This window comes from Bradyrhizobium japonicum USDA 6 (assembly GCF_000284375.1).
Lineage (GTDB): Bacteria > Pseudomonadota > Alphaproteobacteria > Rhizobiales > Xanthobacteraceae > Bradyrhizobium > Bradyrhizobium japonicum.
Genome location: NC_017249.1, coordinates 5,404,489 through 5,426,956, shown reverse-complemented (window position 1 = coordinate 5,426,956; position 22,468 = coordinate 5,404,489). Strand labels below are relative to the sequence as shown.

General features: G+C 65.4%; 16 protein-coding genes, 1 tRNA gene and 1 pseudogene. 15 read left to right on the top strand and 3 right to left on the bottom strand.

Annotation, left to right across the window (positions count from 1 at the left end):
* Window positions 1-18 precede the first annotated feature (18 nt).
* Genes BJ6T_RS25675 through BJ6T_RS25665 form a run of 3 tightly spaced genes read left to right on the top strand, consistent with a single transcriptional unit; the run spans window position 19 to window position 3,490 of the window.
* Window positions 19-1,224 carry an amino acid ABC transporter permease gene (locus BJ6T_RS25675; RefSeq protein ID WP_014495416.1) on the top strand — a complete coding sequence of 402 codons (1,206 nt, stop codon included), beginning with the start codon at window positions 19-21 and terminating at the stop codon, window positions 1,222-1,224.
* On the top strand, window positions 1,221-2,741 hold the full coding sequence (locus BJ6T_RS25670) for an amino acid ABC transporter permease (protein ID WP_014495415.1): 1,521 nt from the start codon (window positions 1,221-1,223) through the stop codon (window positions 2,739-2,741). The genes BJ6T_RS25675 and BJ6T_RS25670 overlap by 4 nt, the downstream gene beginning before the upstream one ends.
* Window positions 2,742-2,752: 11 nt before the next feature.
* On the top strand, window positions 2,753-3,490 hold the full coding sequence (locus BJ6T_RS25665; RefSeq protein ID WP_014495414.1) for an amino acid ABC transporter ATP-binding protein: 738 nt from the start codon (window positions 2,753-2,755) through the stop codon (window positions 3,488-3,490).
* A gap of 102 nt (window positions 3,491-3,592) precedes the next feature.
* On the opposite strand, the gene BJ6T_RS25660 is transcribed toward BJ6T_RS25665, so the two are convergent.
* Together BJ6T_RS25660 and BJ6T_RS25655 are read right to left on the bottom strand one after the other, a co-directional pair.
* Entirely contained in the window at window positions 3,593-4,627 is a 1,035-nt protein-coding gene (locus tag BJ6T_RS25660) for a cysteine synthase A (RefSeq protein WP_014495413.1), read from the bottom strand.
* A 96-nt stretch (window positions 4,628-4,723) separates the two neighbouring features.
* Window positions 4,724-5,953 carry an SAM-dependent methyltransferase gene (locus tag BJ6T_RS25655; protein WP_014495412.1) on the bottom strand — a complete coding sequence of 410 codons (1,230 nt, stop codon included), beginning with the start codon at window positions 5,951-5,953 and terminating at the stop codon, window positions 4,724-4,726.
* Between the two features lie 615 nt (window positions 5,954-6,568).
* On the opposite strand from BJ6T_RS25655, the gene BJ6T_RS25650 reads away from it, so the two are divergent.
* From BJ6T_RS25650 to BJ6T_RS47425, 9 genes and pseudogenes are all read left to right on the top strand, one after another.
* The gene (locus BJ6T_RS25650) at window positions 6,569-8,053 is read left to right on the top strand and encodes an efflux transporter outer membrane subunit (protein WP_028169536.1); all 1,485 of its coding nucleotides are present in this window, start codon (window positions 6,569-6,571) and stop codon (window positions 8,051-8,053) included.
* Window positions 8,043-9,443, top strand: a complete 1,401-nt coding sequence (locus BJ6T_RS25645; RefSeq protein WP_014495410.1) for an efflux RND transporter periplasmic adaptor subunit — start codon at window positions 8,043-8,045, stop codon at window positions 9,441-9,443. Before BJ6T_RS25650 ends, BJ6T_RS25645 begins: the two co-directional genes overlap by 11 nt.
* A 36-nt stretch (window positions 9,444-9,479) precedes the next feature.
* Window positions 9,480-12,629, top strand: a complete 3,150-nt coding sequence (locus BJ6T_RS25640; RefSeq protein WP_014495409.1) for an efflux RND transporter permease subunit — start codon at window positions 9,480-9,482, stop codon at window positions 12,627-12,629.
* Complete coding sequence (locus tag BJ6T_RS25635) at window positions 12,629-15,733, top strand: efflux RND transporter permease subunit (RefSeq protein WP_014495408.1); 3,105 nt, start codon at window positions 12,629-12,631, stop codon at window positions 15,731-15,733. Before BJ6T_RS25640 ends, BJ6T_RS25635 begins: the two co-directional genes overlap by 1 nt.
* Before the next feature lie 37 nt (window positions 15,734-15,770).
* A complete protein-coding gene (locus BJ6T_RS25630; RefSeq protein ID WP_014495407.1) occupies window positions 15,771-16,505 on the top strand; it encodes a tRNA-uridine aminocarboxypropyltransferase in 735 nt (244 codons plus the stop codon).
* Window positions 16,506-16,697: 192 nt separating this feature from the next.
* Window positions 16,698-17,414, top strand: coding sequence for an ABC transporter permease (locus BJ6T_RS25625; RefSeq protein WP_014495406.1), 717 nt, complete (start codon window positions 16,698-16,700; stop codon window positions 17,412-17,414).
* 7 nt (window positions 17,415-17,421) lie between these two features.
* A pseudogene (locus tag BJ6T_RS49705) lies at window positions 17,422-18,185 on the top strand (ABC transporter ATP-binding protein).
* Between the two features lie 56 nt (window positions 18,186-18,241).
* Window positions 18,242-18,315, top strand: a tRNA-Cys gene (locus tag BJ6T_RS25615).
* A gap of 189 nt (window positions 18,316-18,504) precedes the next feature.
* Window positions 18,505-18,651, top strand: a complete 147-nt coding sequence (locus BJ6T_RS47425; protein ID WP_014495403.1) for a hypothetical protein — start codon at window positions 18,505-18,507, stop codon at window positions 18,649-18,651.
* An 81-nt stretch (window positions 18,652-18,732) separates the two neighbouring features.
* Here the strand turns inward: BJ6T_RS47425 and BJ6T_RS25610 are convergent, their stop codons facing one another.
* Complete coding sequence (locus BJ6T_RS25610; RefSeq protein ID WP_014495402.1) at window positions 18,733-18,927, bottom strand: hypothetical protein; 195 nt, start codon at window positions 18,925-18,927, stop codon at window positions 18,733-18,735.
* A gap of 262 nt (window positions 18,928-19,189) precedes the next feature.
* On the opposite strand from BJ6T_RS25610, the gene BJ6T_RS25605 reads away from it, so the two are divergent.
* The 3 genes from BJ6T_RS25605 to BJ6T_RS25595 all read left to right on the top strand — a co-directional run bounded on the left by BJ6T_RS25605 (window position 19,190) and on the right by BJ6T_RS25595 (window position 22,413).
* On the top strand, window positions 19,190-19,453 hold the full coding sequence (locus BJ6T_RS25605) for a hypothetical protein (protein WP_014495401.1): 264 nt from the start codon (window positions 19,190-19,192) through the stop codon (window positions 19,451-19,453).
* Window positions 19,454-19,873: 420 nt separating this feature from the next.
* A complete protein-coding gene (locus BJ6T_RS25600) occupies window positions 19,874-20,791 on the top strand; it encodes an ABC transporter substrate-binding protein (RefSeq protein ID WP_014495400.1) in 918 nt (305 codons plus the stop codon).
* Complete coding sequence (locus BJ6T_RS25595; RefSeq protein ID WP_014495399.1) at window positions 20,791-22,413, top strand: amino acid ABC transporter permease/ATP-binding protein; 1,623 nt, start codon at window positions 20,791-20,793, stop codon at window positions 22,411-22,413. Before BJ6T_RS25600 ends, BJ6T_RS25595 begins: the two co-directional genes overlap by 1 nt.
* Window positions 22,414-22,468: the final 55 nt, after the last annotated feature.

Below are 22,468 nucleotides of genomic sequence, written 5' to 3'. Positions count from 1 at the left end.
CCCGCCTGATCCGCGGCGATGAGCACCGAGGCTCGAAAACCGCCGGCCCAGATCGCGCTGAAGATCAGGCGCGTTCTGGGCGGCAAGGCAGGCTGGAACGGCGTCGCCGTCCAGTTTGCCTTCGCGGCGATCCTGGGCTGGATTGGCTACGAGATCGTCTCCAACGCCCGGGCCAACCTCGAAAACCAGCACATTGCCGCCGGCTTCGGTTTCTTGCGGAACAATGCCGGCTTCGACGTCAACCAGACGCTGATCTCCTACACCGGCTCGGACACGTTCCTGCGGGTGTTCGTGGTCGGGCTTTTGAACACGCTCGTGGTCTCGGTGGTGGGCATCTTCTTCGCCACCGTGATCGGCTTCATCGTCGCGCTGTGCCGGCTGTCGCCCAACTGGCTGTTGTCGCGCGTCGGCGAGATCTATGTCGAGGTCATCCGCAACCTGCCGCTGCTGTTCCAGATCCTGTTCTGGTACCTGGCGGTGCTCGCGGCCTTGCCAAATCCCCGGCAGAGCATCTCGCTGCTCGGCCTCGCCTTCGTCAGCAATCGCGGCCTCGTCATTCCGCGCCCGATCGGCGAGAGCGGCTTCGAGGCGTTCCTCGCGGTGCTGGCATTCGGGGTCGTGGCCTCGCTGGCGTTGCGCATCTACGCGCGGCGCGCCTTGTTTCAGCGGGGGCAGATGATTCGGATCTGGCCCTATGTGCTGGGCCTGCTGTTCGCCCTGCCGCTCGCCACCATGCTGGTATCCGGTGTGCCCTTCAGCTTCGAGGTGCCGCAGCTCAAGGGCTTCAATTTCGCCGGCGGCTCGCGGATCATCCCGGAATTCGTGGCCCTGGCGCTGTCGCTGTCGACCTACACCGCCGCCTTCATCGCCGAGATCGTGCGCGCCGGCATCCTGTCCGTCCACAGGGGGCAGATGGAGGCGGGCTCCTCGCTGGGCTTAAGCCGCGGCACCACGCTCCGCCTGATAGTCGTGCCGCAGGCGATGCGCGTCATCGTGCCGCCGCTGACCAACCAGTACCTCAACCTCACCAAGAATTCCTCGCTCGCGGTCGCGATCGGCTATCCTGACCTGGTGTCGGTGTTCGCCGGCACGTCGCTGAGCCAGACCGGGCAGGCGATCGAGATCATTGCCATGACGATGGGCGTCTACCTCCTGATCTCCTTGCTCACGAGCGCCATCATGAGCGTGTATGGTTGGCGCGTCAGCCGGAGCCTCGGCGCATGAGCGACATCACCTCGTCCGCCTACGTCCGCCGGGACCTGCTCACCGAGCGTCCCGCGCCGGTGAAGACCACGGGCTTCATTGGCCTCGTGCGCACCCGGCTGTTCAATTCGCCGACCAACATCCTGCTCACGATCGTGGGCGCCTTGCTGCTCTGGTTCACCATCGTTCCCTCCGTCAAGTTCCTGATGGTCGATGCGGTCTGGACCGGCAAGGATCGCACGGCGTGCCTGACCGAGAATGCCGGCTTTACGGTCGGCGCCTGCTGGCCCTACATCCAGGCCAAGCTGCCGCAACTGATCTACGGCTTCTATCCCGAGGCCGAGCGCTGGCGGGTCAACCTCTCGCTGATCCTGGCGGCGGTTCTGCTCCTGCCGCTGCTCATTCCGCGCCTGCCGGCGAAAGGACTGAACGCAAGTCTCTTCTTCTTCGCCTTTCCCGTGGTGGCGTTCTTTCTGCTGCACGGCGGCGGCATCACCGGGTTCGGCCTGAGCTGGACGGCCGGCCTGCTGCAATTGTTCGACGACAGCATCATCGGCGCCGGGCAGGCTCTGCTCAGTCTCGCCAAGACCTCGGCCATCGCGCCGCTCTTCTGGCTGGCCGGCAATCTCATCGTGCTGGTCGGCACTGCGATCTACTGGCTGATCTTTCCGCTGACCTGGCTGCGTGACCAGCTCCAGGGAACGGGCCAGTCGGTCTGGGCCGATTTCGCCATCACGGCGGCGATCGTCTCCCTGATCGCCTTCGTTCTTGGTGGCGGCGTTCGCACCGGCGGCCGGGCTCTGACATCCAGCATCGGCACCTTCATCGCCATCGCGGTCGTGATCAAGCTGATGGGGCTCGATCACGGCGGCCTGCCGGTCGTGGCCACGAACCTGTGGGGCGGGCTCCTGGTGACGCTGGTGGTCTCCGTGACCGGCATCGTCACCTCGCTGCCGATCGGCATCGCGCTGGCGCTCGGCCGCCGCTCGACCATTCCGCTGATCCGGATCTTCTCGATCGCCTTCATCGAGTTCTGGCGCGGCGTGCCGCTGATCACCGTGCTGTTCTTCGCGACCTACATGCTGCCTTTGTTCCTGCCGGGCAATTTTACGGTCGACGGTCTGGTGCGCGCGCTGATCGGCATTGCGCTGTTCACGGGCGCCTATCAGGCCGAGAACGTCCGCGGCGGGTTGGCCGCGATCCCGCGCGGGCAGGGCGAAGCGGCGGCCGCCCTGGGTCTGTCCTGGTGGAAGACAACCTCGCTGATCGTGCTGCCGCAGGCGCTGCGCCACGTCATTCCGAACCTCGTCAACAGCTTCATCTCGCTGTTCAAGGACACGTCGCTGGTCTCGATCGTGGCGCTGTTCGACCTGCTGGGCTCGCTCCGCGCGTCGTTCTCGGATCCGAAATGGTCGACGCCGTCGACCGCGTTCACCGGCTTTGCCTTCGCCGGGATCATCTACTTCATCTTCTGCTTTGGAATGTCGCGCTACTCGCTCTTCGTCGAGCATCGCCTCAACGCCCACCGTCGCAACTGATCGAGCTCACCATGTCAGACCCCATCGTCAAGATTTCCGGCCTCAACAAATGGTACGGCGAGTTTCACGTGCTGCGCGACATCGACCTCGAGGTCCGCAAGGGCGAGCGCATCGTGATCTGCGGCCCCTCGGGCTCCGGCAAGTCGACGCTGATCCGCTGCATCAATGCGCTGGAGGAGTTTCAGGAGGGCGAGATTGTCGTCGACGGCATCGAGCTCGGGCCCAACCTCAAGCACATCGACGCGGTGCGTCGCGAAGTCGGCATGGTGTTCCAGAGCTTTAATCTGTTCCCGCATCTGACAGTGCTGGACAATTGCACGCTCGCGCCGATCTGGGTGCGCAACATCCCCAAAAGGGACGCTGAGGCGACCGCGATGAAGTTTTTGGAGCGGGTCAAGATCCCGCACCAGGCCAACAAGTTTCCGGGCCAGATGTCCGGCGGCCAGCAGCAGCGCGTCGCGATCGCACGCGCGCTGACGATGAACCCCAAGGTGATGCTGTTCGACGAGCCGACCTCGGCGCTCGACCCCGAAATGGTCAAGGAAGTGCTCGACACCATGGTCGACCTCGCCGAGGAGGGCATGACCATGCTGGTCGTCACCCACGAAATGGGCTTCGCCCGCGAGGTCGCCAACCGCGTCGTGTTCATGGATGCCGGCCAGATCATCGAGGCCAATACGCCGAACGAGTTCTTTGCCGCTCCCCAGCACGCGCGGACGAAGCTGTTCCTGAGCCAGATCTTGCGGTGATCTCGTAGGGTGGGCAAAGGCGCGTCGCGCCGTGCCCACTATCCCTCGGCGATCGCGGCAAGGATGGTGGGCACGCTTCGCTTTGCCCACCCTACATGGCGGCTAAACGAACGGCGGCTTGATGTTGCTGCGCTTCTCCAGCCATTCCGGCACCGGCAGGTTCTTGGCGCGCATGAAATCCGCGTTGAACAGCTTCGACTGATAGCGGCTGCCGGAATCGCAGAGCACGGTGACGATGGTCTTGCCGGGCCCGAGCTGTTTCGCGAGTCGTATCGCGCCGGCGATGTTGATGCCGGTGGAACCGCCGAGGCACAGACCTTCGTGCTGGAGCAGCTCGTAGATCACCGTGACGGCTTCCGCGTCGGGAACGAGATAGGCGTCATCCACCTTGGCGCTCTCGACGATTGCGGTCGCACGGTTGAGGCCGATACCTTCCGTGATCGAGCCGCCCGGCGTCGCCTTGGCGTCGCCGCTCCGGAAATATTCGAACATGCCGGCACCATGCGGATCGGCGCAGGCGATCTGGACGTCCTTGTTCTTTTCCTTCAAATAGCGGCTGACGCCGGCGAGCGTGCCGCCGCTGCCGACCGAGCAGACGAAGCCGTCGACCTTACCGCCGGTCTGCTCCCAGATCTCGGGGCCCGTCGACTCGTAGTGCGCCTTGGCGTTGTCGAGGTTGTTCCACTGGTCGGCGAACAGGACGCCATTGGGCTCGGTCTTGCGCAGCTCGTCGGCGAGCCGGCGGCCGACATGCTGATAATTGTTGGGATTGGCATAGGGCAGGGCCGGCACCTCGATCAGCTCGGCGCCGCACAGCTTCAGAAAATCCTTCTTCTCCTGGCTCTGCGTCTCCGGGATCACGATCAGCGTGCGGTAGCCGCGCGCGCTCGCCACGACCGCGAGGCCGATTCCGGTGTTGCCGGCGGTCGCCTCCACCACGAGACCGCCCGGCTTGAGCTCGCCGCGCTTCTCGGCCTCCAGGATCATCCATTTGCCGGCGCGGTCCTTCACCGACTGGCCCGGATTCATGAACTCGGCCTTGCCCAGAATGGTGCAGCCGGTCAGCTCGGAGGCGCGCTTGAGCTTGATGAGGGGGGTGTTGCCGATGGCTTCGACAACGTCATTTTTGATGGTCATGTCAGGCAATTACCGGCTGGATCATAGGGTGGGCGCGACCCTAAAGTAGGGTGGCGGGCCTTACAAGCGACCCTTGCAGGCCGACCCCGCAAACCCTTATTGCTGCTTTGCGAAGATGACTTGCCGGACGTCGATATTTCCGGACAGGAATCCGGCCTCGCAATAGGACAGATAATACTCCCACAGCCGCCGGAACCGGTCGTCGAAGCCGAGCGGCACGAGGCCCGGCCAGGCCGTCTGGAAGTTGTTCCGCCAGGTGGCCAGCGTCTTGGCATAATCCTGCCCGAAGATGCGCTCGCGGATGACCGGCAGGCCGAATCTGTCGCCGAGCGACTTGAGGACGGCGGGCGAGGGCAGCATTCCGCCGGGAAAGACGTAGCGCTGGATGAAGTCCACCTCGCGCCGGTAGCCCTGGAACAGACTGTCCTGGATCGTGATCGCCTGGATGCCGGCGAGGCCGCCGGGCAGCAGCCGGTCCCGCAACTGGGCGAAATATTTCGGCCAGAACCGCTCGCCGACGGCTTCGATCATCTCGATCGAGGCGATGCGGTCGTAGCGGTCGCGTTCGTCGCGATAATCCTGAAGACGGATCTCAACCTTCTCGGCAAGACCCGCCTCGTGAATGCGCTTCTGCGCAAAATCGCGCTGTTCGGTCGAGATCGTGAGGCCGACCACGCGCGTGCCGAAGGTCTTTGCGGCAAACTCGGCGAAGCCGCCCCAGCCGCAGCCGATCTCGAGCAGCGTCTGGCCAGGCTTCAGGTCGAGCGCCTCGCCGAGCCGGCGGTATTTGTTGGTCTGGGCTGCCGTGAGATCGGAAGTGCTCTCCTCGAACAGCGCCGAGGAATAGGTCATGCCGGGATCGAGCCAGGCCGAATAGAACGCATTGCCGATGTCGTAATGGGCGTGGATGTTGCGCCGCGCCTGACGGCGGGTGTTGCGGTTGAACCAGTGCTGCAGCAGCTGGACGAACCGCATCAGCGGCTTGTCGTTCAGCATGGCCTGGATCAGATCGTGATTGACGCAGAACAGGTAGAGGAATTGCGTCAGGTCCGGCGTGTCCCAGTCGCCGGCGAGATAGGCCTCAGCGATGCCGATGTCGCCGCCGTTGATGAGGCGCGAAGCGAAACCGTAATTGTGCAGCCGCATCGCCGCATTCGGGCCCGGCTCCTGGCCGCCGAGGCGGATCACGCGTCCGTCGGGCAGGGTGACGTCGAGCGTGCCTCGTCGCAGCCGCGCGCCAAAACTGAGCGCGAGCCGAACGATGCGCGGCAGATCGGCAAGCACTGTATCTATGGTGTCTGACGTCACCGAAATGGTATGCGACATCGGCGGATCCATCACCTGAACGGATGCAGTCCGACCGCGAGCCAGGCGCCCCCCTACGCCTCATATCGCTGGACCCGAGGGCGCCCCGCAAACGGTCAGCGTCGAATCATTTGAATGATATAGGTGCGCGCTGCGCCGGTCGCCAAGGTGCTGGCGGGGTACCTCCGGCAGTCCACCGCCGTGTGCACAGCGCAATTGCAGGCCAGCCCCCGATCATAGCGCGCCGTGCGCTCAGCCAAGGCCGGGAAAGCTGCGGTGCGCCGCGGCGCAGGTTTCGGTGGAGCGCCTGCCGGGACCGGTGGCGCTGGCGTCGGCGTGGCAGCAATATCACATGAAATCTTGGTAAGCTTGAATGCGCCTCGGAGCAAGGTTGGAATACAAAAAACCCTTGTGAGACAGGTATATTTTGTATTTGCGTGAGCTCGACATCGGCGCATTCGGGGCCGCATTTCGCAGGTGCGGGACTGTCCCCCTGTTCCGCGCCCCGCTAGTATGAACTACAGGTTCCGCAGAAAGCATCACGGCTGTGAACGAGTCACATAAACGCCCCCGGCCGTCCCGCCACGAATCGGTTAATCCGGCTCTGCGGTGGCGGATCGATCTGCCCGGCGGGGGATGGATGTGACACAGGATGGTCCTGCGGTCGCCATGGGGCGATCTCCCGGCCTTACGTTCCGGACGTCGCGTGCGGCGCAATGGGTTGCCGCGGTGTGCCTTGCCGCCAGTTCAGGCGCCTGCGTGCTGACGCAGGATCTGCCCGATCCCGCACTCGATGTTCCCGCGCAGTACAAATACGCGGGCAAGCCGGATGCGCCGCCGTCGTTGGATTGGTGGCGCGGCTTTCGCTCCGCGGAGCTGACGCAACTGATGGAGGAGGCGCAGACCGTCAATCTCGACATCGCCGCCGCCGTCTCGCGCATCGTCCAGGCTGACGCCCAGGCGCGGCAGGCGGGCGCGGCGCTGCTGCCGAGCCTGTCGGGTGGCGGATCGGAAACCTATTCACGCACCTCGGGTTCGAGCGCCTCGGGTCTGTCGATCGGCGGCCGCGAGGTCGTCAACTATTCGGCGTCGCTGAGCGCGAGCTACCAGCTCGACTTCTGGGGCCAGAACCGCGATGCGCTCCAAACGGCGGAAGAGACGGCGAATGCCAACCGTTTCGATCGTGACGTCGTCGCACTGACGACGCTCGCCGGCGTCGCCAACGCCTATTTCCAGGTGCTGGCCTCGCAGGATCGCCTGCGGACCGCCCAGAGCAACATCGCCAGCGCGCAGCGGATCCTCGATGCGATCCGCGAGCGCCGCAAGGCCGGCACCGGCACCGATCTCGACGTCGCCCAGCAGGAGAGCGTGGTCGCCAACCAGAAGGCGCTGGTGCCGCCGCTGCGCCAGACGCTCGACCAGAACGTCAACGCACTCGCCGTGCTGGTGTCGCGGCCGCCGGAGAGCGTCCGCGTGCTCGGCGGCTCGCTGAACAAGATCGCCATCCCGCGCGTCACGCCCGGCCTGCCGTCGGAGCTTTTGACGCAGCGGCCCGACATCCGCCGGCAGGAGGCACAGCTCGCCTCGGCGACCGCGAACATCGGCAATGCCCGCGCGCAGTTCTTTCCGACCATCCAGCTCACCGGCAATGGCGGCTATCAGAGCTCGGCGCTGGTCTCGCTGTTCCAGCCGCATGCGGCCTTCTTCCAGCTCGTCGGCAGCGCCACGCAGCCGATCTTCGACGGCGGCAAGATCCTCGGCAATTTCGAATTCGCCAAGGCCCGGCAGGACGAGTTGCTCCAGACCTACCGCAAGACCATCATCCAGTCGTTTGCGGACGTCGACAACGCGCTCTATTCGATCAAGCAGACCACGATCAAGCTGCAATTGCAGCGCGATGTCGTGACCTCGTCGAAGCGCGCCTTCGATCTCGCCGAGCAGCAATTGCGCGCCGGCACGGCCGACATCGTGACTGTGCTGAACGTCCAGCAGACACTATTTCAGGCCGAAGATGCGTTGTGGCAGGCCCAACTCGCACGGCTTCTCGCCATCGTCAGCCTGTATCAGGCGCTCGGCGGCGGCTGGGAGCCGCGAATGGAGAAACCGGTCAATGCTCTTTAAGCCGGATACGAAGGAAGGCGCGAAAGAGGGGACGGCGAAGAAATCGCGCGGCCGCGGCTTCGTCATGACCCTGATCACGCTCGCCATCCTTGGCGCGCTCGGCTATTTCGGCTGGACCGTCTGGCATCAGCAGCCGCAGCAGGCGAATGGCCGCAACCAGCGGCCCGATCTGCCGGTGCCGGTGCTGGCGGCGACGCCCCGCATCCAGGACGTGCCAGTCTATCTCGACGGCGTGGGCGCGATCCGCGCGCTCAACACCGTGACCGTGCGGTCGCAGGTCGACGGCAAGCTGATCGCCGTGAAATTCACCGAGGGCCAGGACGTCAAGAAGGGTGACGTGCTCGGCGAGATCGATCCCGCGCTCTACCAGGCGACGTATGATCAGGCCGTCGCCAAGAAGGCGCAGGACGAGGCGCAGCTCGCCAACCAGCGCATCGACCTTACGCGCTACGAGCAGTTGGCTGCCTCCAACGCAGGCTCCAAGCAGCAGGCCGACACCCAGCGCGCCGCGGTCGCGCAGACCGAGGCGCTGGTCAAGGCCGACCAGGCCGCGATCGACAATGCGGCGGCGACGCTGAGCTACACCAAGATCGTGGCGCCGCTTTCGGGCCGCGCCGGCCTGCGCCAGGTCGACCAGGGCAACATCATCCACGCTGCCGACACCACGGGCCTCGTGGTGATTACGCAATTGCAGCCGATCGCGGTGTGGTTCAGCCTGCCGCAGCAGCAGATCATGCGCGTCAACGCGGCGGCGTCGAAGGGCACGCTCGCGGTCGACGTGTTCGGCAATGACGGCATCACCGTGATCGACACCGGCAAGCTGACCGGCATCGACAACCAGGTCGACCAGACCACCGGCACGCTCAAGCTCAAGGCGGAATTCCCCAACGCCAATTACCAGCTCTGGCCGGGCCAGTTCGTCAATGTCCGCCTCAAGGTCGAGACCTTGATGCAGGCGCTGGTGGTGCCGACATCGGCGGTGCAGCGCGGACCGATCGGCACCTTCAGCTACGTCATCGGCGAGGACAATGTCGTCTCCGCCAAGCCGGTGACAGTGACCCAGCAGAACGAGCATGACGCCGTCATTGCGAACGGCTTGTCGCCGACCGACAAGGTCGTCACGACGGGCTTTGCCAATCTGTCCGACGGGTCCAAGGTGGTCGTCGGCCGCGATGACCAGACACCGTCGGCCGATCTCGCCCCGCGCAAGCGCACGCGCGGCCCGGATGGCCAGAAGAAGGATGGGCAGGCCAAGGACGGGCAAAAGGACGGACAGGGCAAAGACGGCGAGCACCGCGCCAAACGGAGCAGCAGCGAGGGCGACCAGAAGGGGCAGACCGGACCGGCGCCGGGGCCGGGGGCATCGGGACCTGGAGCCAAGCAGCCATGATCCCGACAACAGCCGCCTGAGCGGCAGGCAGATCCCATGGGTGTTTCCGAACCCTTCATCCGCCGCCCGATCGCGACCTCGCTGCTCGGCATCGCCCTGCTGATCGGGGGCGCGCTCGGCTATTTCTCGCTGCCAGTCTCGGCGCTGCCGCAGGTCGATTTCCCGACCGTGCAGGTGACGACGCAGCTTCCGGGCGCAAGCCCCGACGTGATCGCCTCGCTGATCACCGCACCGCTGGAGCGGCAGCTCGGCCAGATCCCGTCGCTGTCGGCGATGAACTCGACGAGTTCGTTCGGCGTCAGCCAGATCTCGCTTCAGTTCGACCTCAACCGCGACATCGACGGCGCGACCCAGGACGTGCAGGCGGCAATCAACGCGGCGGCCGGCGTGCTGCCCAAGACGCTGCCCTATCCGCCGACCTACGCCAAGGTGAACCCGGCGGACGCGCCGGTGATGACGCTGGCGCTGCGCTCGGACACGATCTCGCTGCGGGCGATGAGCGACATCGCCGACACGCTTCTGGCGCAGCGGCTGAGCCAGATTTCCGGCGTCGGGCGCGTCTCGGTGCTCGGCGGGCTGAAGCCGGCCGTACGCATCCAGGCGGATCTGGCGCGCCTCGCCGCCTATGGCATCGCGATGGAGGATCTGCGCGCCGCGATCGCCAACGCCAACGTCTCGGGGCCAAAAGGCTCGCTCGACGGTGCGCAGCAATCCTACATCATCGCCGCCAACGACCAGATCGCCGCCGCCGACGCCTACAAGCCTATTATCATTGCCTACCGCAACGGCTCGCCGGTCACGATCGCCGACGTCGCGCAGATCGTGGATGGCCTCGAGAACGACCGCACCGGCGGCTGGTACCAGGGCACGCCGGCGGTCATCATCGACATCCAGCGCCAGCCCGGCGCCAACGTCATCGATGTCGTCAGCCAGATCCGGGCGGAAATCCCAAAGGTCCAGCGCGCCATTCCGGCCGGCGTGAACCTCACCATCGTCTCCGACCGCACCGTCACCATCCGCGCCTCGGTCCGCGACGTGCAGTTCACCCTGATCCTCAGCGTCGTCTTGGTGACGCTGGTGGTGCTGCTGTTCCTGCGTTCGCTGCGGGCCACGCTGATCGCGGGCGTGGCGCTGCCGCTGTCGCTGATCACCAGCTTCGGCATCATGTATTTCGCCGGCTTCAGCCTCGACAATCTGTCGCTGATGGCGCTCACCATCGGCACCGGCTTCGTCGTCGACGACGCCATCGTCATGATCGAGAACATCGTCCGCCACATGGAGAACGGCGACAGCGCGATGGAGGCCTCGCTGAAGGGGGCCAGCGAAATCGGCTTCACCGTAATCTCGCTGACGGTGTCGCTGATCGCGGTGTTCATCCCGCTTTTGTTCATGTCCGGCCTTGTCGGGCGCATGTTCCGCGAATTCGCGCTGACGCTGACGATCGCGGTCGTGACCTCGGCCGTGGTCTCGCTGACGCTGACGCCGATGATGTGCTCCCGGCTGCTCAAGCACGCCCATGAGGAACTGGCTGTGCCGGGATTGGCCGCGATCAGCCGCTTCATCGATAGCACCGTCGAGTTCTATCACCGCACGCTGCTCTGGGTCCTGGAACGCCAGCGCGCCACGCTGCTCGTGACGTTCGCCACGCTGGTCGCGACCCTCGTCCTCTACGTCGTCGCGCCAAAGGGCTTTTTGCCGCTTCAGGACACCGCCTCGATCACGGCGGTGACAGAGGCGGGACCCGACGTGTCGTTCACCGAGATGCAGAAGCGGCAGGCCGAGGCGGCCGATGCCATCAAGGCCGATCCTGATGTGGTCGGCGTGGTCTCGGTGATCGGGGCGGGCTCGGTCAACCCGACCACCAATGTCGGGCGCCTCGTCATGACCTTGAAGCCGCGCGGCGAGCGGCGCGACGACGTCAGCGCGGTAGTGACCCGGCTGAAGGAACGGGTGTCGGCTATCCCCGGCATGACCGTCTATTTCCAGCCGGTGCAGGACGTGCAGATTTCGACCCAGTCGAGCCGTTCGCAGTACCAGTACACCCTGACCGGGACCGACGCGACGCTGGTGTCGGAATGGGCGCGCAAGCTCGTTGCCGAGATGCGGCGCGATCCGCTGTTCCGCGACGTCTCCTCGGAGGCGCAGGAGGGCGGCCTGCGGGCGCAGCTCGACGTGGACCGGACCCGGGCCGGACAGCTCGGCGTGAGCCTGCAGGGGATCACTGACACGCTCAACGACGCGTTCGCGCAGCGGCAGATCTCGACCATCTACGGCCAGGCCAACCAGTACCGCGTGGTGCTGGAGGCGCTGCCGATGTACCAGCGCGACCCCTCGATCCTGTCGAAGCTGTATCTGCCGGGCGCGGCGAGCAGCATCGTTGGCGGGCCCAATGCCCAGGTGCCGCTCTCCGCCGTGGCGACGCTGAAGCGCACCACGGCGCCGCTCGCGATCTCGCACCAGGCGCAATTCCCGTCGATCTCGCTCAGCTTCAACCTCGCCCCGGGCGCCGCGCTCGGCGATGCCGTCGAGGCGGTGAAGACGATCGAGACCCGGATCGGGATGCCCAACAGCATCGTCGGCGTCTATGCCGGCGACGCCGCCGAATTCGCCAAGGCGCTCGCCGGCCAGCCCTGGCTGCTGCTCGCCGCCGTGATCACGATCTACATCGTGCTGGGCGTGCTCTATGAGAGCTACATCCACCCGATCACCATCCTGTCGACACTGCCTTCGGCCGGCGTCGGCGCGATCCTGGCGTTGATGCTGTGCGGGCAGGACCTCTCGGTGATCGGCCTGATCGGCATCATCCTGTTGATGGGCATCGTCAAGAAGAACGCGATCATGATGATCGATTTCGCGCTCGAGGCCGAGCGCGGGCAGGGGATGTCGCCGAACGAGGCGATCGTGCAGGCCTGTCTCTTGCGCTTCCGTCCGATCATGATGACGACGCTGGCGGCGCTGTTCGGCGCGTTGCCGCTCGCGATCGAGAGCGGCACCGGCGCCGAGCTGCGCTTTCCGCTCGGCATCTCCATCATCGGCGGCCTGCTGCTCAGCCAGTTGCTGACGCTGTACACCACGCCCGTGATCTACCTCGCGCTCGACCGCATCAACCGCCGCCTCGAGCAGGCTCTGCCGCCGGCCGAATCCGGCGGCCCGCCGGTCGCGGGCGCGACCGAGGGGATGCAGTGATGGCATCGATCTCGGAGCCGTTCATCCGCCGTCCGGTCGCGACCACGCTGCTGTCGATCGGGTTGTTCCTGCTGGGTGTCGTCGCCTACGAGTTCCTTCCCGTCGCCTCGGTCCCGAACGTCGACTTCCCCGCCATCTTCGTGTCGGCCAGCCGGCCGGGCGCCGACCCATCCGTCATGGCGGCGACGGTGGCCTCGCCATTGGAGCGTCGGCTCGGCGAGATCGCGGGCATCAACCAGATCACCTCGACGTCGTCGCTCGGCACGACCAGCATCCAGCTCCAGTTCGACATCGGCCGCAACATCGACAAGGCCGCGCGCGACGTGCAGGCGGCGATCAACGCCGCGCTGATCGACCTGCCGAGCGACCTGCCGACGCTACCGCGCTTCCGCAAGGCGAACACGGCCGGCGCGCCCGTTTTCGTGCTGGCGCTGACCTCGAAGACGCTGTCGGCCAGCGCGATCTACGACGTCGCCGATACCGTGATTGCGCAGCGCATCTCGCAGGTGCCTGGCGTCGGCGACGTGACGGTGAGCGGCGCCGACCAGCCGGCGGTGCGCGTGCAGCTCAACCCCGTCGCGCTGTCCAACGCCGGCATTGCCACCGACGACGTCAGGACCGCGATCATCAACGCCAACCCACTCGGTCCCGTCGGCATCTTCAACGGCGAGCGCCAGAGCGAGACGCTGTCGCTGAACAAGCAGATGCGGACGGCGAAAGAGTTCCGCGACATCGTCATCAAGAGCTCGAACGGCAATTTCGTCCGGCTGTCCGACGTCGCCGATATCGAGGACTCGGTTCGCAATGCCCGCTCCATCGCCTGGTTCAACAAGCAGCCGGCGGTGCTGATCCAGATCACCAAGCAGGGCGACGCCAACGTCATCGACACCGTCGACCGGGTGAAGGCGCTGATCCCGGCGCTGAAGCAATGGATCCCGGCGGGTGTCGATATTTCCACCTTGGTCGATCGCACCAGCACGATCCGCGCCAGCGTGCTCGACATGCAGTGGACGCTGCTGGCAACCGCCGTCCTCGTGATGGTCGTGGTGTTCGTGTTCCTGCGGCGGCTGACGCCGACGATCGCCGCCGGCATCTCCGTGCCGCTGGCGCTGGCCGGGACCTGTGCCGGGATGTGGGTCGCGGGCTTCTCGATCGACAATCTGTCGCTGATGGCGCTGGCGATCTCGGTCGGCTTCGTGGTCGACGACGCCATCGTCATGATCGAGAACATGTACCGCAATCTCGAACATGGCATGCGGCCGCTCCAGGCGGCCCTGGTAGGCGCACGGCAGATCGGGTTCACCGTGGTCTCGATCAGCCTGTCGCTGATTGCGGCTTTCACGCCGCTGATCTTCATGGATGGCATCGTCGGTCGGCTCTTGCGCGAGTTCTCGCTGACGCTGACCTTCGCGATCCTGGTCTCGACGCTGGTGTCGCTGACGGTCACGCCGATGATCTGCGCCCATTACATCCGGCAGACAACGTCCGGGACTGCGACGCTGTTCGATCGGCTGATCGAAGGTTCGCTGTCGCGCGTGGTCACGTTTTACGCTCGCAGCTTGCGTACCGTGCTGCAATATCCACTGCTGACGCTGCTGGTGTTCTTCGCCACAATCGGCCTCACGGTGACGCTCTACATCAAGGTCCCCAAGGGCTATTTCCCGACCGACGATTCCGGCTTCGTCATCGGCGCGACGCGCGCCTCGGCCGACATCTCGTTCCAGTCCATGCTCGGCCTGCAGCAGCGGCTCGCCGAGATCGTGATGCAGGATCCGGCCGTGGCCGGCATCGGCTCGACGGTCGGCAGCGGAGGCGGGCCGGGGGGAGCGACCTCGAACCGCGGCACCATGTTCATCAGCCTGAAGCCGCCAGAGGAGCGCGACCACGTCTCGACGCAGGTCGTGATCGACCGTCTCAGGCGCGCCCTGTACCCGGTGCCCGGCATCCGCCTGTTCATGTTCGCCGCCCAGGACGTCCGCGCCGGCGGGCGGCAGAGCGATTCCGACTACCAGTACACGCTGACCAGCACTGACCTCAGCCTGCTCCAGAAATGGGCGCCGATCGTGGCCAAGCGTATGGAGAGCGTCGAGGGCATCACGGATATTTCCAGCGACCGCGATCCCGGCGGGCTTCAACTCACGCTCTCGATCGACCGCCAGAAGGCCTCGGCGCTCGGCGTCAAGGTCCAGGATATCGACAACGCGCTCAACAACGCATTTTCGCAGCGGCAGATCGGGATCATCTACACCCAGCGCAACCAGTATATGACCGTGCTGGAGATCGACCCGAAATTCCAGGTCGACCCATCCAACCTCGATCGCATCTATGTCGCCGGTGCCAATGACGCGCAGGTGCCGCTGTCGGCCGTGGTGCACGCGACGCGCGGGCTCGCTGCGCTGGCGGTCTATCATTCGCAGGCGTTTCCCTCGACCACGGTGTCGTTCAACCTGTTGCCGGACGTGCCGCTTCAGACAGCCACCCAGAACGTGCAGCGCGCGGTCGAGGAACTGCACATGCCGGAAGGCATTCGCGGCAGTTTTGACGGCAACGCGGGCGATTTTGCCAGGACCAGCGGCCGCCAGCCGCTGCTGATCCTCGGCGCGCTGGTGGCGATGTATATCGTGCTCGGCGTGCTCTATGAGAGCCTCGCCCATCCGCTGACGATCATCTCGACGCTGCCGTCCGCGGGGCTCGGCGCGCTGCTCGCCTTGCAGCTGACCAACACGCCGCTGACGGTGATCGCCTTCGTCGGCATCATCCTGTTGATCGGCATCGTCAAGAAGAACGGCATCATGATGGTGGACTTCGCGCTCGATGCAGAACGCCAGCGCGGCCTGTCCTCGGCGGAGGCGATCTTCGAGGCCTGCCAGGCCCGCTTCCGCCCCATCCTGATGACGACCATGGCGGCACTGTTCGCCGGCATTCCGCTGGTCATCGCGACCGGCCCCGGCACGGAGCTCCGTCGTCCGCTCGGCATCACCATCATCGGCGGCCTGTTCGTCTCGCAGATCCTGACGCTCTACACGACGCCCGTGATCTACCTGCTGATCGACCGCCTGCGCCGCCGTTCCGAGCCGCGTCCGCTCGCCGCGCCCGCGGAATAGGTTGTTGAACCGCGGTTCGAAGCGTATAGCGGCGGCCATGTCGAACCCCACCGCTGCCGCGCCGGCCGATCCGATCCCCGAATGCCCGCACTGCCAGAAGCCGATGCCGCTGTGCATCTGCGACAGCGTCACGCCGATTGAAAACCGGCTCTCGCTCCTGATCCTCCAGCATCCGCAGGAGCAGGACAGGGCGCTCGGCACCGCGCGGCTGCTTGCAAAGCATTTCGCCAATGCCACGGTGCGGGTCGGCCTGTCCTGGCCGAGCCTGTCCAAGGCGCTGGGGCGGCCGGTCGAGAACGCCTCGCACTGGGCCGTGCTCTATCTCGGCTCGGCCCGCGCGGCCGATCTCGAAGCCGAGGGAGAGATACTCGCGCTCAACCGCAAGGGCGAGGTGGCGGAGAACCAGCGCGCGATCCTCGGCAAGCTCGAAGGCGTGGTGCTGCTCGACGGCACCTGGAGCCAGGCCAAGGCACTGTGGTGGCGCAATCCCTGGATGCTGAAATGCCAGCGCGTCATCCTCAACCCGGCGCATCCGTCGCGCTACGGCCGCCTGCGCAAGGAGCCGCGCAAGGACGGGCTCTCGACCATCGAGGCCGCCGCGACGATCCTTGCCAGTCTCGAGAAGCGCCCCGACATCGCGGAGACGCTGAATGCCAGTTTTGAACGGATGTTGACGCGCTATCGCGAAGTCCAGGCGGAGATGCCGGAATTGGCGCCGAAACCGGCCCCAAAGGGCGGTCGGCGCGACTTCCGCCGCCGCAAGCGGGCCTGACCTCGGCCTTCATCATCCGTACGGTTGATTGCCCGGCGCACGGCGACCGGATAGAGACCAGCGGCTGATGAGCGGCTATCCTGTCGCGGCATCGGAAGGCCGGAATCGGTAGGGGGCAGTCGAATTCAGCCAGCGGCGAAGGAAATCCTTGCACAGGCGGCGCGGCCCGATCGGTGGGGCACGCTCGCGCTGATGGACATTTCGCTGCGTTACCGGCGCACCGTGATCGGCCCGCTCTGGATCACGTTGACGCTCGCCGCAACAATTGCAAGCGTCGGCACGGTCTACGCCGCACTGTTCAAGCAGGACATCGCCGGTTTCCTGCCGCCCTTCGCCGTCGGCCTGATCGTCTGGACCCTGATCGCGACGACGCTCCAGGAAGGCTCCAGCATCTTCGTGGCGTCTGGCCACCTGATCAAGGCCGTGCCGGCGCCGCTGATCGTGCATGTGCTCCAGATGATCGCGCGCAACGTCCTCATCTTCGCGCATCATCTGGTGATCGTGGTGCTGCTCTACATCGTGATGCCATGGCCGCTGTATTGGAACATGCTGCTCGCGGTGCCCGGCTTTGCGATCCTGCTCATCGTTCTGCTCGGCGGCTCGGTCGCGCTCGGCATGCTCTGCGCGCGCTTTCGCGATATCGGCACGGCGATCGTCAGCGGCCTGCAATTCATCTTCTTCCTGACGCCGATCATCTGGACCGAGGACGCCCTGCGTGGCACCGCGTTCCACTGGCTGATCCGCGCCAATCCGTTCGCGACGCTGCTCGACCTCGTGCGCAGGCCGCTGCTGTCGCAGCCGACCGATCCTGGGCAATGGCTGCTCGGGTCGCTCTATGCGATCGTCGTAGCCGTCGTCGCCTTCGGCTGCTACGCAAAATACCGCCACCGCGTGGCGTATTGGCTGTGAGGCGTGCATGAGCCTTGCTGCCCACATCGTGCTTCGCAACGTTTCGGTCAACTTTCCGGTGCTGTCGTTCCGCGACCGCTCGCTGCGCAGCCGCTTCGTCAGCGCGGTGACGCTGCGCCGGACGCCAGTGGTGCCGCACATCGTCCCCGCGCTCAACGACGTCAGTCTCGACATCCGCGCCGGCGACCGCGTCGCCATCATCGGCGCCAACGGCGCCGGCAAGACCACGCTGCTGCGGGTTCTCGCCGGCATCTATCATCCGACCGCCGGCAGCCTGGACGTGCTCGGCCGCTGCCTGTCGCTGTTCGACCTGTCGGCCGGCTTCGACGAGGAAGCAACAGGTTATGAGAACATCATACGCCGCGGGCTCGTGATCGGCGCGCGGCGCTCCGAGATCGATGCGCGGCGGGCGGAGATCGCCGAGTTCACCGAACTCGGTGACAGGCTCGACCTGCCGCTGCGCACCCTATTCCCAGCGGCATGATGCTGCGCCTGATCTTCGCGGTCGCGACCGCCGTGGACGGCGAGATCGTCCTGCTCGACGAATGGATCGGCGTCGGCGATCAGCAGTTCCGCCGGAAGGCGCGGCAGCGGCTCGATGAGATCGTGGCCCGTGCCGGCATCCTGGTGCTGGCTTCCCACGACATCGAGCTGATCCAGAGCACCTGCAACCGCGCGATCCTGCTGGAGGAGGGGCGGATGACCGCGGCCGGCCCGACCGATGCGATTCTTGCGAAATATCTTTCCGACCCCGGCCGGGCCAAGGCGTAAACGCCGGGTCGGGGTTGCCTAAGCCATTGATCCCCTATATTGCTCCGCCCTTACGGGGCCACGTGGCGGAGTGGTTACGCAACGGTCTGCAAAACCGTGTACACCAGTTCAATTCTGGTCGTGGCCTCCATAACAACCTCCTGATATCTCATCACAAATTTTGCTCACCGCGCGTTCCACCGAGCGCGCGGCTAAGGCCTGCCAGGCCGTGCACACCGGGTTTGCCCGGGGCTTGGCGGACACCAGCGATTCAGGCCCGATGGCATGGACTTCGCATCTGCGAAGTGATGCGTCACGAACCCCTGGAGCTGGAGAGCACGTGAACGACGTCGTCCGATTTGTCCCGAAATCCGAGCTGGAGCGGGCCCGCCTCATTCGCGAGGCCCGTGCGATCTATGACAGCATCTTTCCGCCGGCCGCACCCGACCGGGCGCCGCAGGACAGCGAAGAGCGGGTCAAGACCTGATCGGCACCGCGCCGTTCCGGCGCATGGCCGACAGCAAAACGCCCGCGGGAGCGGGCGCATCGGTTGACGTTGAAAGTGGCCTCAACCGGCCGCGTACCAGCCGTCCGGAAACGGCAGAAGGGGCCAGGCGCCCTCATTGTCATTGGCGGCTTTGGGCGTTGCGACGTACGACCACGAGCGGGGCACGAATTCCTCCTCCGGCTCGGGCGCGAAATCTTGATAGACCATGGCGTCCCGGACGGCATCCAGCAGCAAGTTGAATTCGGCTTCGCTCATCGCACCCTCGCAGAACGCGGATGGCGCAATGTCGCAAAGCCGGTTTGTTACCCGATTGAGCCGACCGTTCGCATTTTAGCGATCCGGCGATCGGGCTCGGATTGGTTAGCGATTCCCTAAAATCCCCGCGGAACCGTACGTTCCTCCCGTCCGGCCTCAGTGTGAAAGAGATCACATCCCCCACAATTTATTTCTCCTACCCCTTGGCACGACACCGGCCAGCGAAGGCCGAGGGTGGGCAAGGCAGACGGGAGACTTGGTCATGAAGGCAAGGTTCTTGCGGTTTGCGGCTGCGAGGAGCCGGGCGCGCCGCGCCTCGACGGTCGGGCTGTTCCTGGCGCTGTTCGCCACCGCCGCTCAGGCGCAGCAGGGAACCCCGGAGCAGCGCCGGGCCTGCACCCCCGACGTCTACCGGCTCTGCGCCGGCGAGATCCCCAACGTCCGCGCCATCACGGCCTGTCTTCGCCGTAACCGGTCAAGCTTGAGCGAGGCTTGCCGCACCGTTTTCGACCAGGCCGGCAGCTGACATAGCTGCCCTGTGGGTTTGTGCGCAGCAAGTGGCCTGTACGGTCTCGCGAATCCGGCATAGTCGGCCTGTGGATATGCTGCGGACAGCCTGTGGACGGACAGTGATCTAGTTTGGATATCGGCCGTGGATACGGCCCCTGACCGTCATATCTCCGTCAAATGACAACACTGCATGATTCTCGGACCGTGCAGATTATTGCGTCGCGCAAAATCATTTGGTTCTCCCGAATTCGGAATTGCGTCCCGCACGACGCCCGACGCACGAACAGTTTTTGTGCAGCGGGCTGCCCAATTCGCGGGCCCCATTCATCCAATTTTTTGTACGCCCGCGGACAAGCTTTCCGCGGAGAACTCCACCTAGGCTCGCTCCCGAGATCTGGAACATGGCCAGTGCCATGACAATTCGAAGGAGCTGGAGATGGAGACACGGGTATTGCCCCATGCGCGGGGGATGACACGCGCATCATTGGCATGGCGCAAGGTCGCACTCGGCGCCGGCATCGCCTTCGGCCTCGTCGCCGCGGCACCGCTGAGCGCGCAGGCCGCCGCGCCCGCCGCCTGCGCCGCGCTCCAGGAGAAATATCCGGACTGGAAGGGCAAGACCCTCGTCAACGCCATCAACCCGCATACACCGGGCTATGAGACGATCGACCCGAAGGATCCCAGCAAATATATCGGCTTCGACATCGATCTTGGCGAGGCCATCGGCGAATGCCTCGGCTTCAAGCTGACCTACAAGCCGGTGACGTTCGCAGCACTCCTCACAACACTCGCGGCCGGCCAGGCGGACATCGTCATCTCCGACATCTACGCCACCAAGGAGCGCGCCAAGGCCGCCGACTTCATCACCTACTCGAAAGTGTTCGACGGCGTGCTGGTCGCCAAGGGCAATCCGAAAGGCATCAACGGCATCAATATGTCGATGTGCGGTACGGCCGCCGCCGAGAACACCGGCTATGTCGAAGTGCCCCTGATCCAGGCGCTGGTCCCCGAGTGCAAGAAGGCCGGCAAGCCCGAGCCGACCATCCAGCTCTACGACAACAACGCCAACTGCGTCCAGGCGATCCTGGCCGGCCGCGCCGACACCTACATCAACGACGTCAACACCGTCGACAGTGCGGTGAAGGCCTATCCGGACAAGCTGGAGAAGGCGATCGCGGTGACGATCCCGTATTCGGTCGGCATCGCCGTCCCGAAGGACAAGCCGAAATTCCGCGACGCCGTGCTGGCCGCGCTGATCGAGGTGCAGAAGGCCGGCACGCATATGGAGCTTCTGAAGAAGCATGGGCTCGATGTGAACAACTTCAAGGAGCCTGACATTCTGACGGCTGACTGATGTCGCTGTTTCTCCATTACCTGAGCATGCCGTATCTGCTCGAGGGCATCGAGCTCACCCTCGAGGTGACCGCCCTCGGGCTCGGCGGCGGATTGATCCTCGGATTGATCCTCGCCGGCATGCAGCTCTCCCGCTTCTGGCCCCTGGCGGCGATCGCCAGGGCCTATACCGTGATCTTCCGCGGCACGCCGCTGATCCTCCAGATGGTGTTCGCCTACGACGCGCTGCCGCATATCGGCATCAAGCTGCCGGCGGTGCTGGCGGCCGGCCTCGCGCTCGCCTGCAACGAGGCGCCGTTCATCGCGGAGATGCTGCGCGCAGGCGTGCTCGGCGTCGACCGCGGGCAGGTGACGGCCGGTCAGGCGCTCGGCATGACGCCGCGGATCCTGATGTGGCGGGTGATCGCGCCGCAGGCGATCCGCACCATGATCCCGGCCTTCGGCAACGAGGCCGTCAGCGCACTGAAGAATTCCTCGCTGGCGTCCGTCGTCGCGGTCCAGGAGCTGACCTTGCGCTCGACGCAGCTTGCGTCCTCGACCTTCGACTTCTTCTCGATCTTCTTCGCCTCTGGCCTTTTGTACCTCGTGCTGACCTTCGCCATCAGCGTCATCCAGTTGTTCGTCGAATGGCTGCTCGATCTCGACCGCGCCAAGGGGCGGGAGCGCAAGCTTGCCGACTATCTACCCTGGCGCCGCGTTGACCTCGGCACGAAGCTCGAGCTCACTGAGGCGACCGTTGCCGATCCCGAACCCGTGCAGGCCGAGCTGACCGACACGCCGCCGCTTGCTCTGACCCGAGAGGAGCGCACGCGGCGTGCCGCGACGATCGCGCGCAACAACATCGCAGTCGAGACCAAGGACCTCACCAAGAGCTACGGCGCGCAGAAGGTGCTCGACGGCCTCGATCTCACCGTTCGCGTTGGCGAGGTGGTCGCGCTGCTCGGCCCCAGCGGCTCCGGCAAGAGCACGCTGCTCCGCTGTATCAACCATCTTGAAAGCTGGGACGGGGGCACCGTACGCGTCGGCGGCCGCCGCCTCGGCTTTGACGATAACGGCAAGTTGCTGTCACCCCGGGCGATCGCCAACGAGCGGGCAACCGTCGGTGTCGGCATGGTGTTCCAGCAGTTCAATTTGTTCGCCCATCTGTCGGCCAAGGAGAACATCGCCGGCCCCCTGCGCTGGGTCCACGGCATGACCCGCATCGACGCCGACCGCCGCGCTACCGAGTTGCTCGACCGCGTCGGGCTGTCGCATCGCGCCGACGCGCTGCCGCGACATCTCTCCGGCGGCCAGCAGCAGCGCGTCGCCATCGCCCGCGCGCTGGCGCCCAATCCAAGCGTGTTGCTCTTGGACGAGCCGACCTCGGCGCTCGATCCCGAGCTCGTCAACGAGGTGCTGGAAGTGATCCGGCGCCTCGCCATCGACGACGGCCTCACCATGATCATCTCGACGCACCAGATTCGCTTCGCCGATGAAGTCGCCGACCGCGTCGCTTTCCTGAGCGGCGGCACGATCATCGAGGAGGGACCGGCGCACGAGGTGCTTTCCAATCCCCGCAATCCGCTGACGGCGCGTTTCCTCAGCGTGATGGAAGCTGACAAGACTCCGGAGGTGGTGCGATGAGCGCCGTCCCCAGAAGGTTCAAGACTCCCGAAGAGGCCAAGTCAGAAGAGTTAAA

Coding starts and splice junctions, on each gene's coding strand:
- BJ6T_RS25655 (WP_014495412.1), bottom strand. CDS start 5,953: ATGTCGCATACCATTTCGGTGACGTCAGACACCATAGATACAGTGCTT.
- BJ6T_RS25610 (WP_014495402.1), bottom strand. CDS start 18,927: ATGAGCGAAGCCGAATTCAACTTGCTGCTGGATGCCGTCCGGGACGCC.
- BJ6T_RS25635 (WP_014495408.1), top strand. CDS start 12,629: ATGGCATCGATCTCGGAGCCGTTCATCCGCCGTCCGGTCGCGACCACG.
- BJ6T_RS25640 (WP_014495409.1), top strand. CDS start 9,480: ATGGGTGTTTCCGAACCCTTCATCCGCCGCCCGATCGCGACCTCGCTG.
- BJ6T_RS25675 (WP_014495416.1), top strand. CDS start 19: ATGAGCACCGAGGCTCGAAAACCGCCGGCCCAGATCGCGCTGAAGATC.
- BJ6T_RS25595 (WP_014495399.1), top strand. CDS start 20,791: ATGTCGCTGTTTCTCCATTACCTGAGCATGCCGTATCTGCTCGAGGGC.
- BJ6T_RS25660 (WP_014495413.1), bottom strand. CDS start 4,627: ATGACCATCAAAAATGACGTTGTCGAAGCCATCGGCAACACCCCCCTC.
- BJ6T_RS25600 (WP_014495400.1), top strand. CDS start 19,874: ATGGAGACACGGGTATTGCCCCATGCGCGGGGGATGACACGCGCATCA.
- BJ6T_RS25645 (WP_014495410.1), top strand. CDS start 8,043: ATGCTCTTTAAGCCGGATACGAAGGAAGGCGCGAAAGAGGGGACGGCG.
- BJ6T_RS25665 (WP_014495414.1), top strand. CDS start 2,753: ATGTCAGACCCCATCGTCAAGATTTCCGGCCTCAACAAATGGTACGGC.
- BJ6T_RS25670 (WP_014495415.1), top strand. CDS start 1,221: ATGAGCGACATCACCTCGTCCGCCTACGTCCGCCGGGACCTGCTCACC.
- BJ6T_RS25630 (WP_014495407.1), top strand. CDS start 15,771: ATGTCGAACCCCACCGCTGCCGCGCCGGCCGATCCGATCCCCGAATGC.
- BJ6T_RS25625 (WP_014495406.1), top strand. CDS start 16,698: ATGGACATTTCGCTGCGTTACCGGCGCACCGTGATCGGCCCGCTCTGG.
- BJ6T_RS25605 (WP_014495401.1), top strand. CDS start 19,190: ATGAAGGCAAGGTTCTTGCGGTTTGCGGCTGCGAGGAGCCGGGCGCGC.
- BJ6T_RS25650 (WP_028169536.1), top strand. CDS start 6,569: ATGGATGTGACACAGGATGGTCCTGCGGTCGCCATGGGGCGATCTCCC.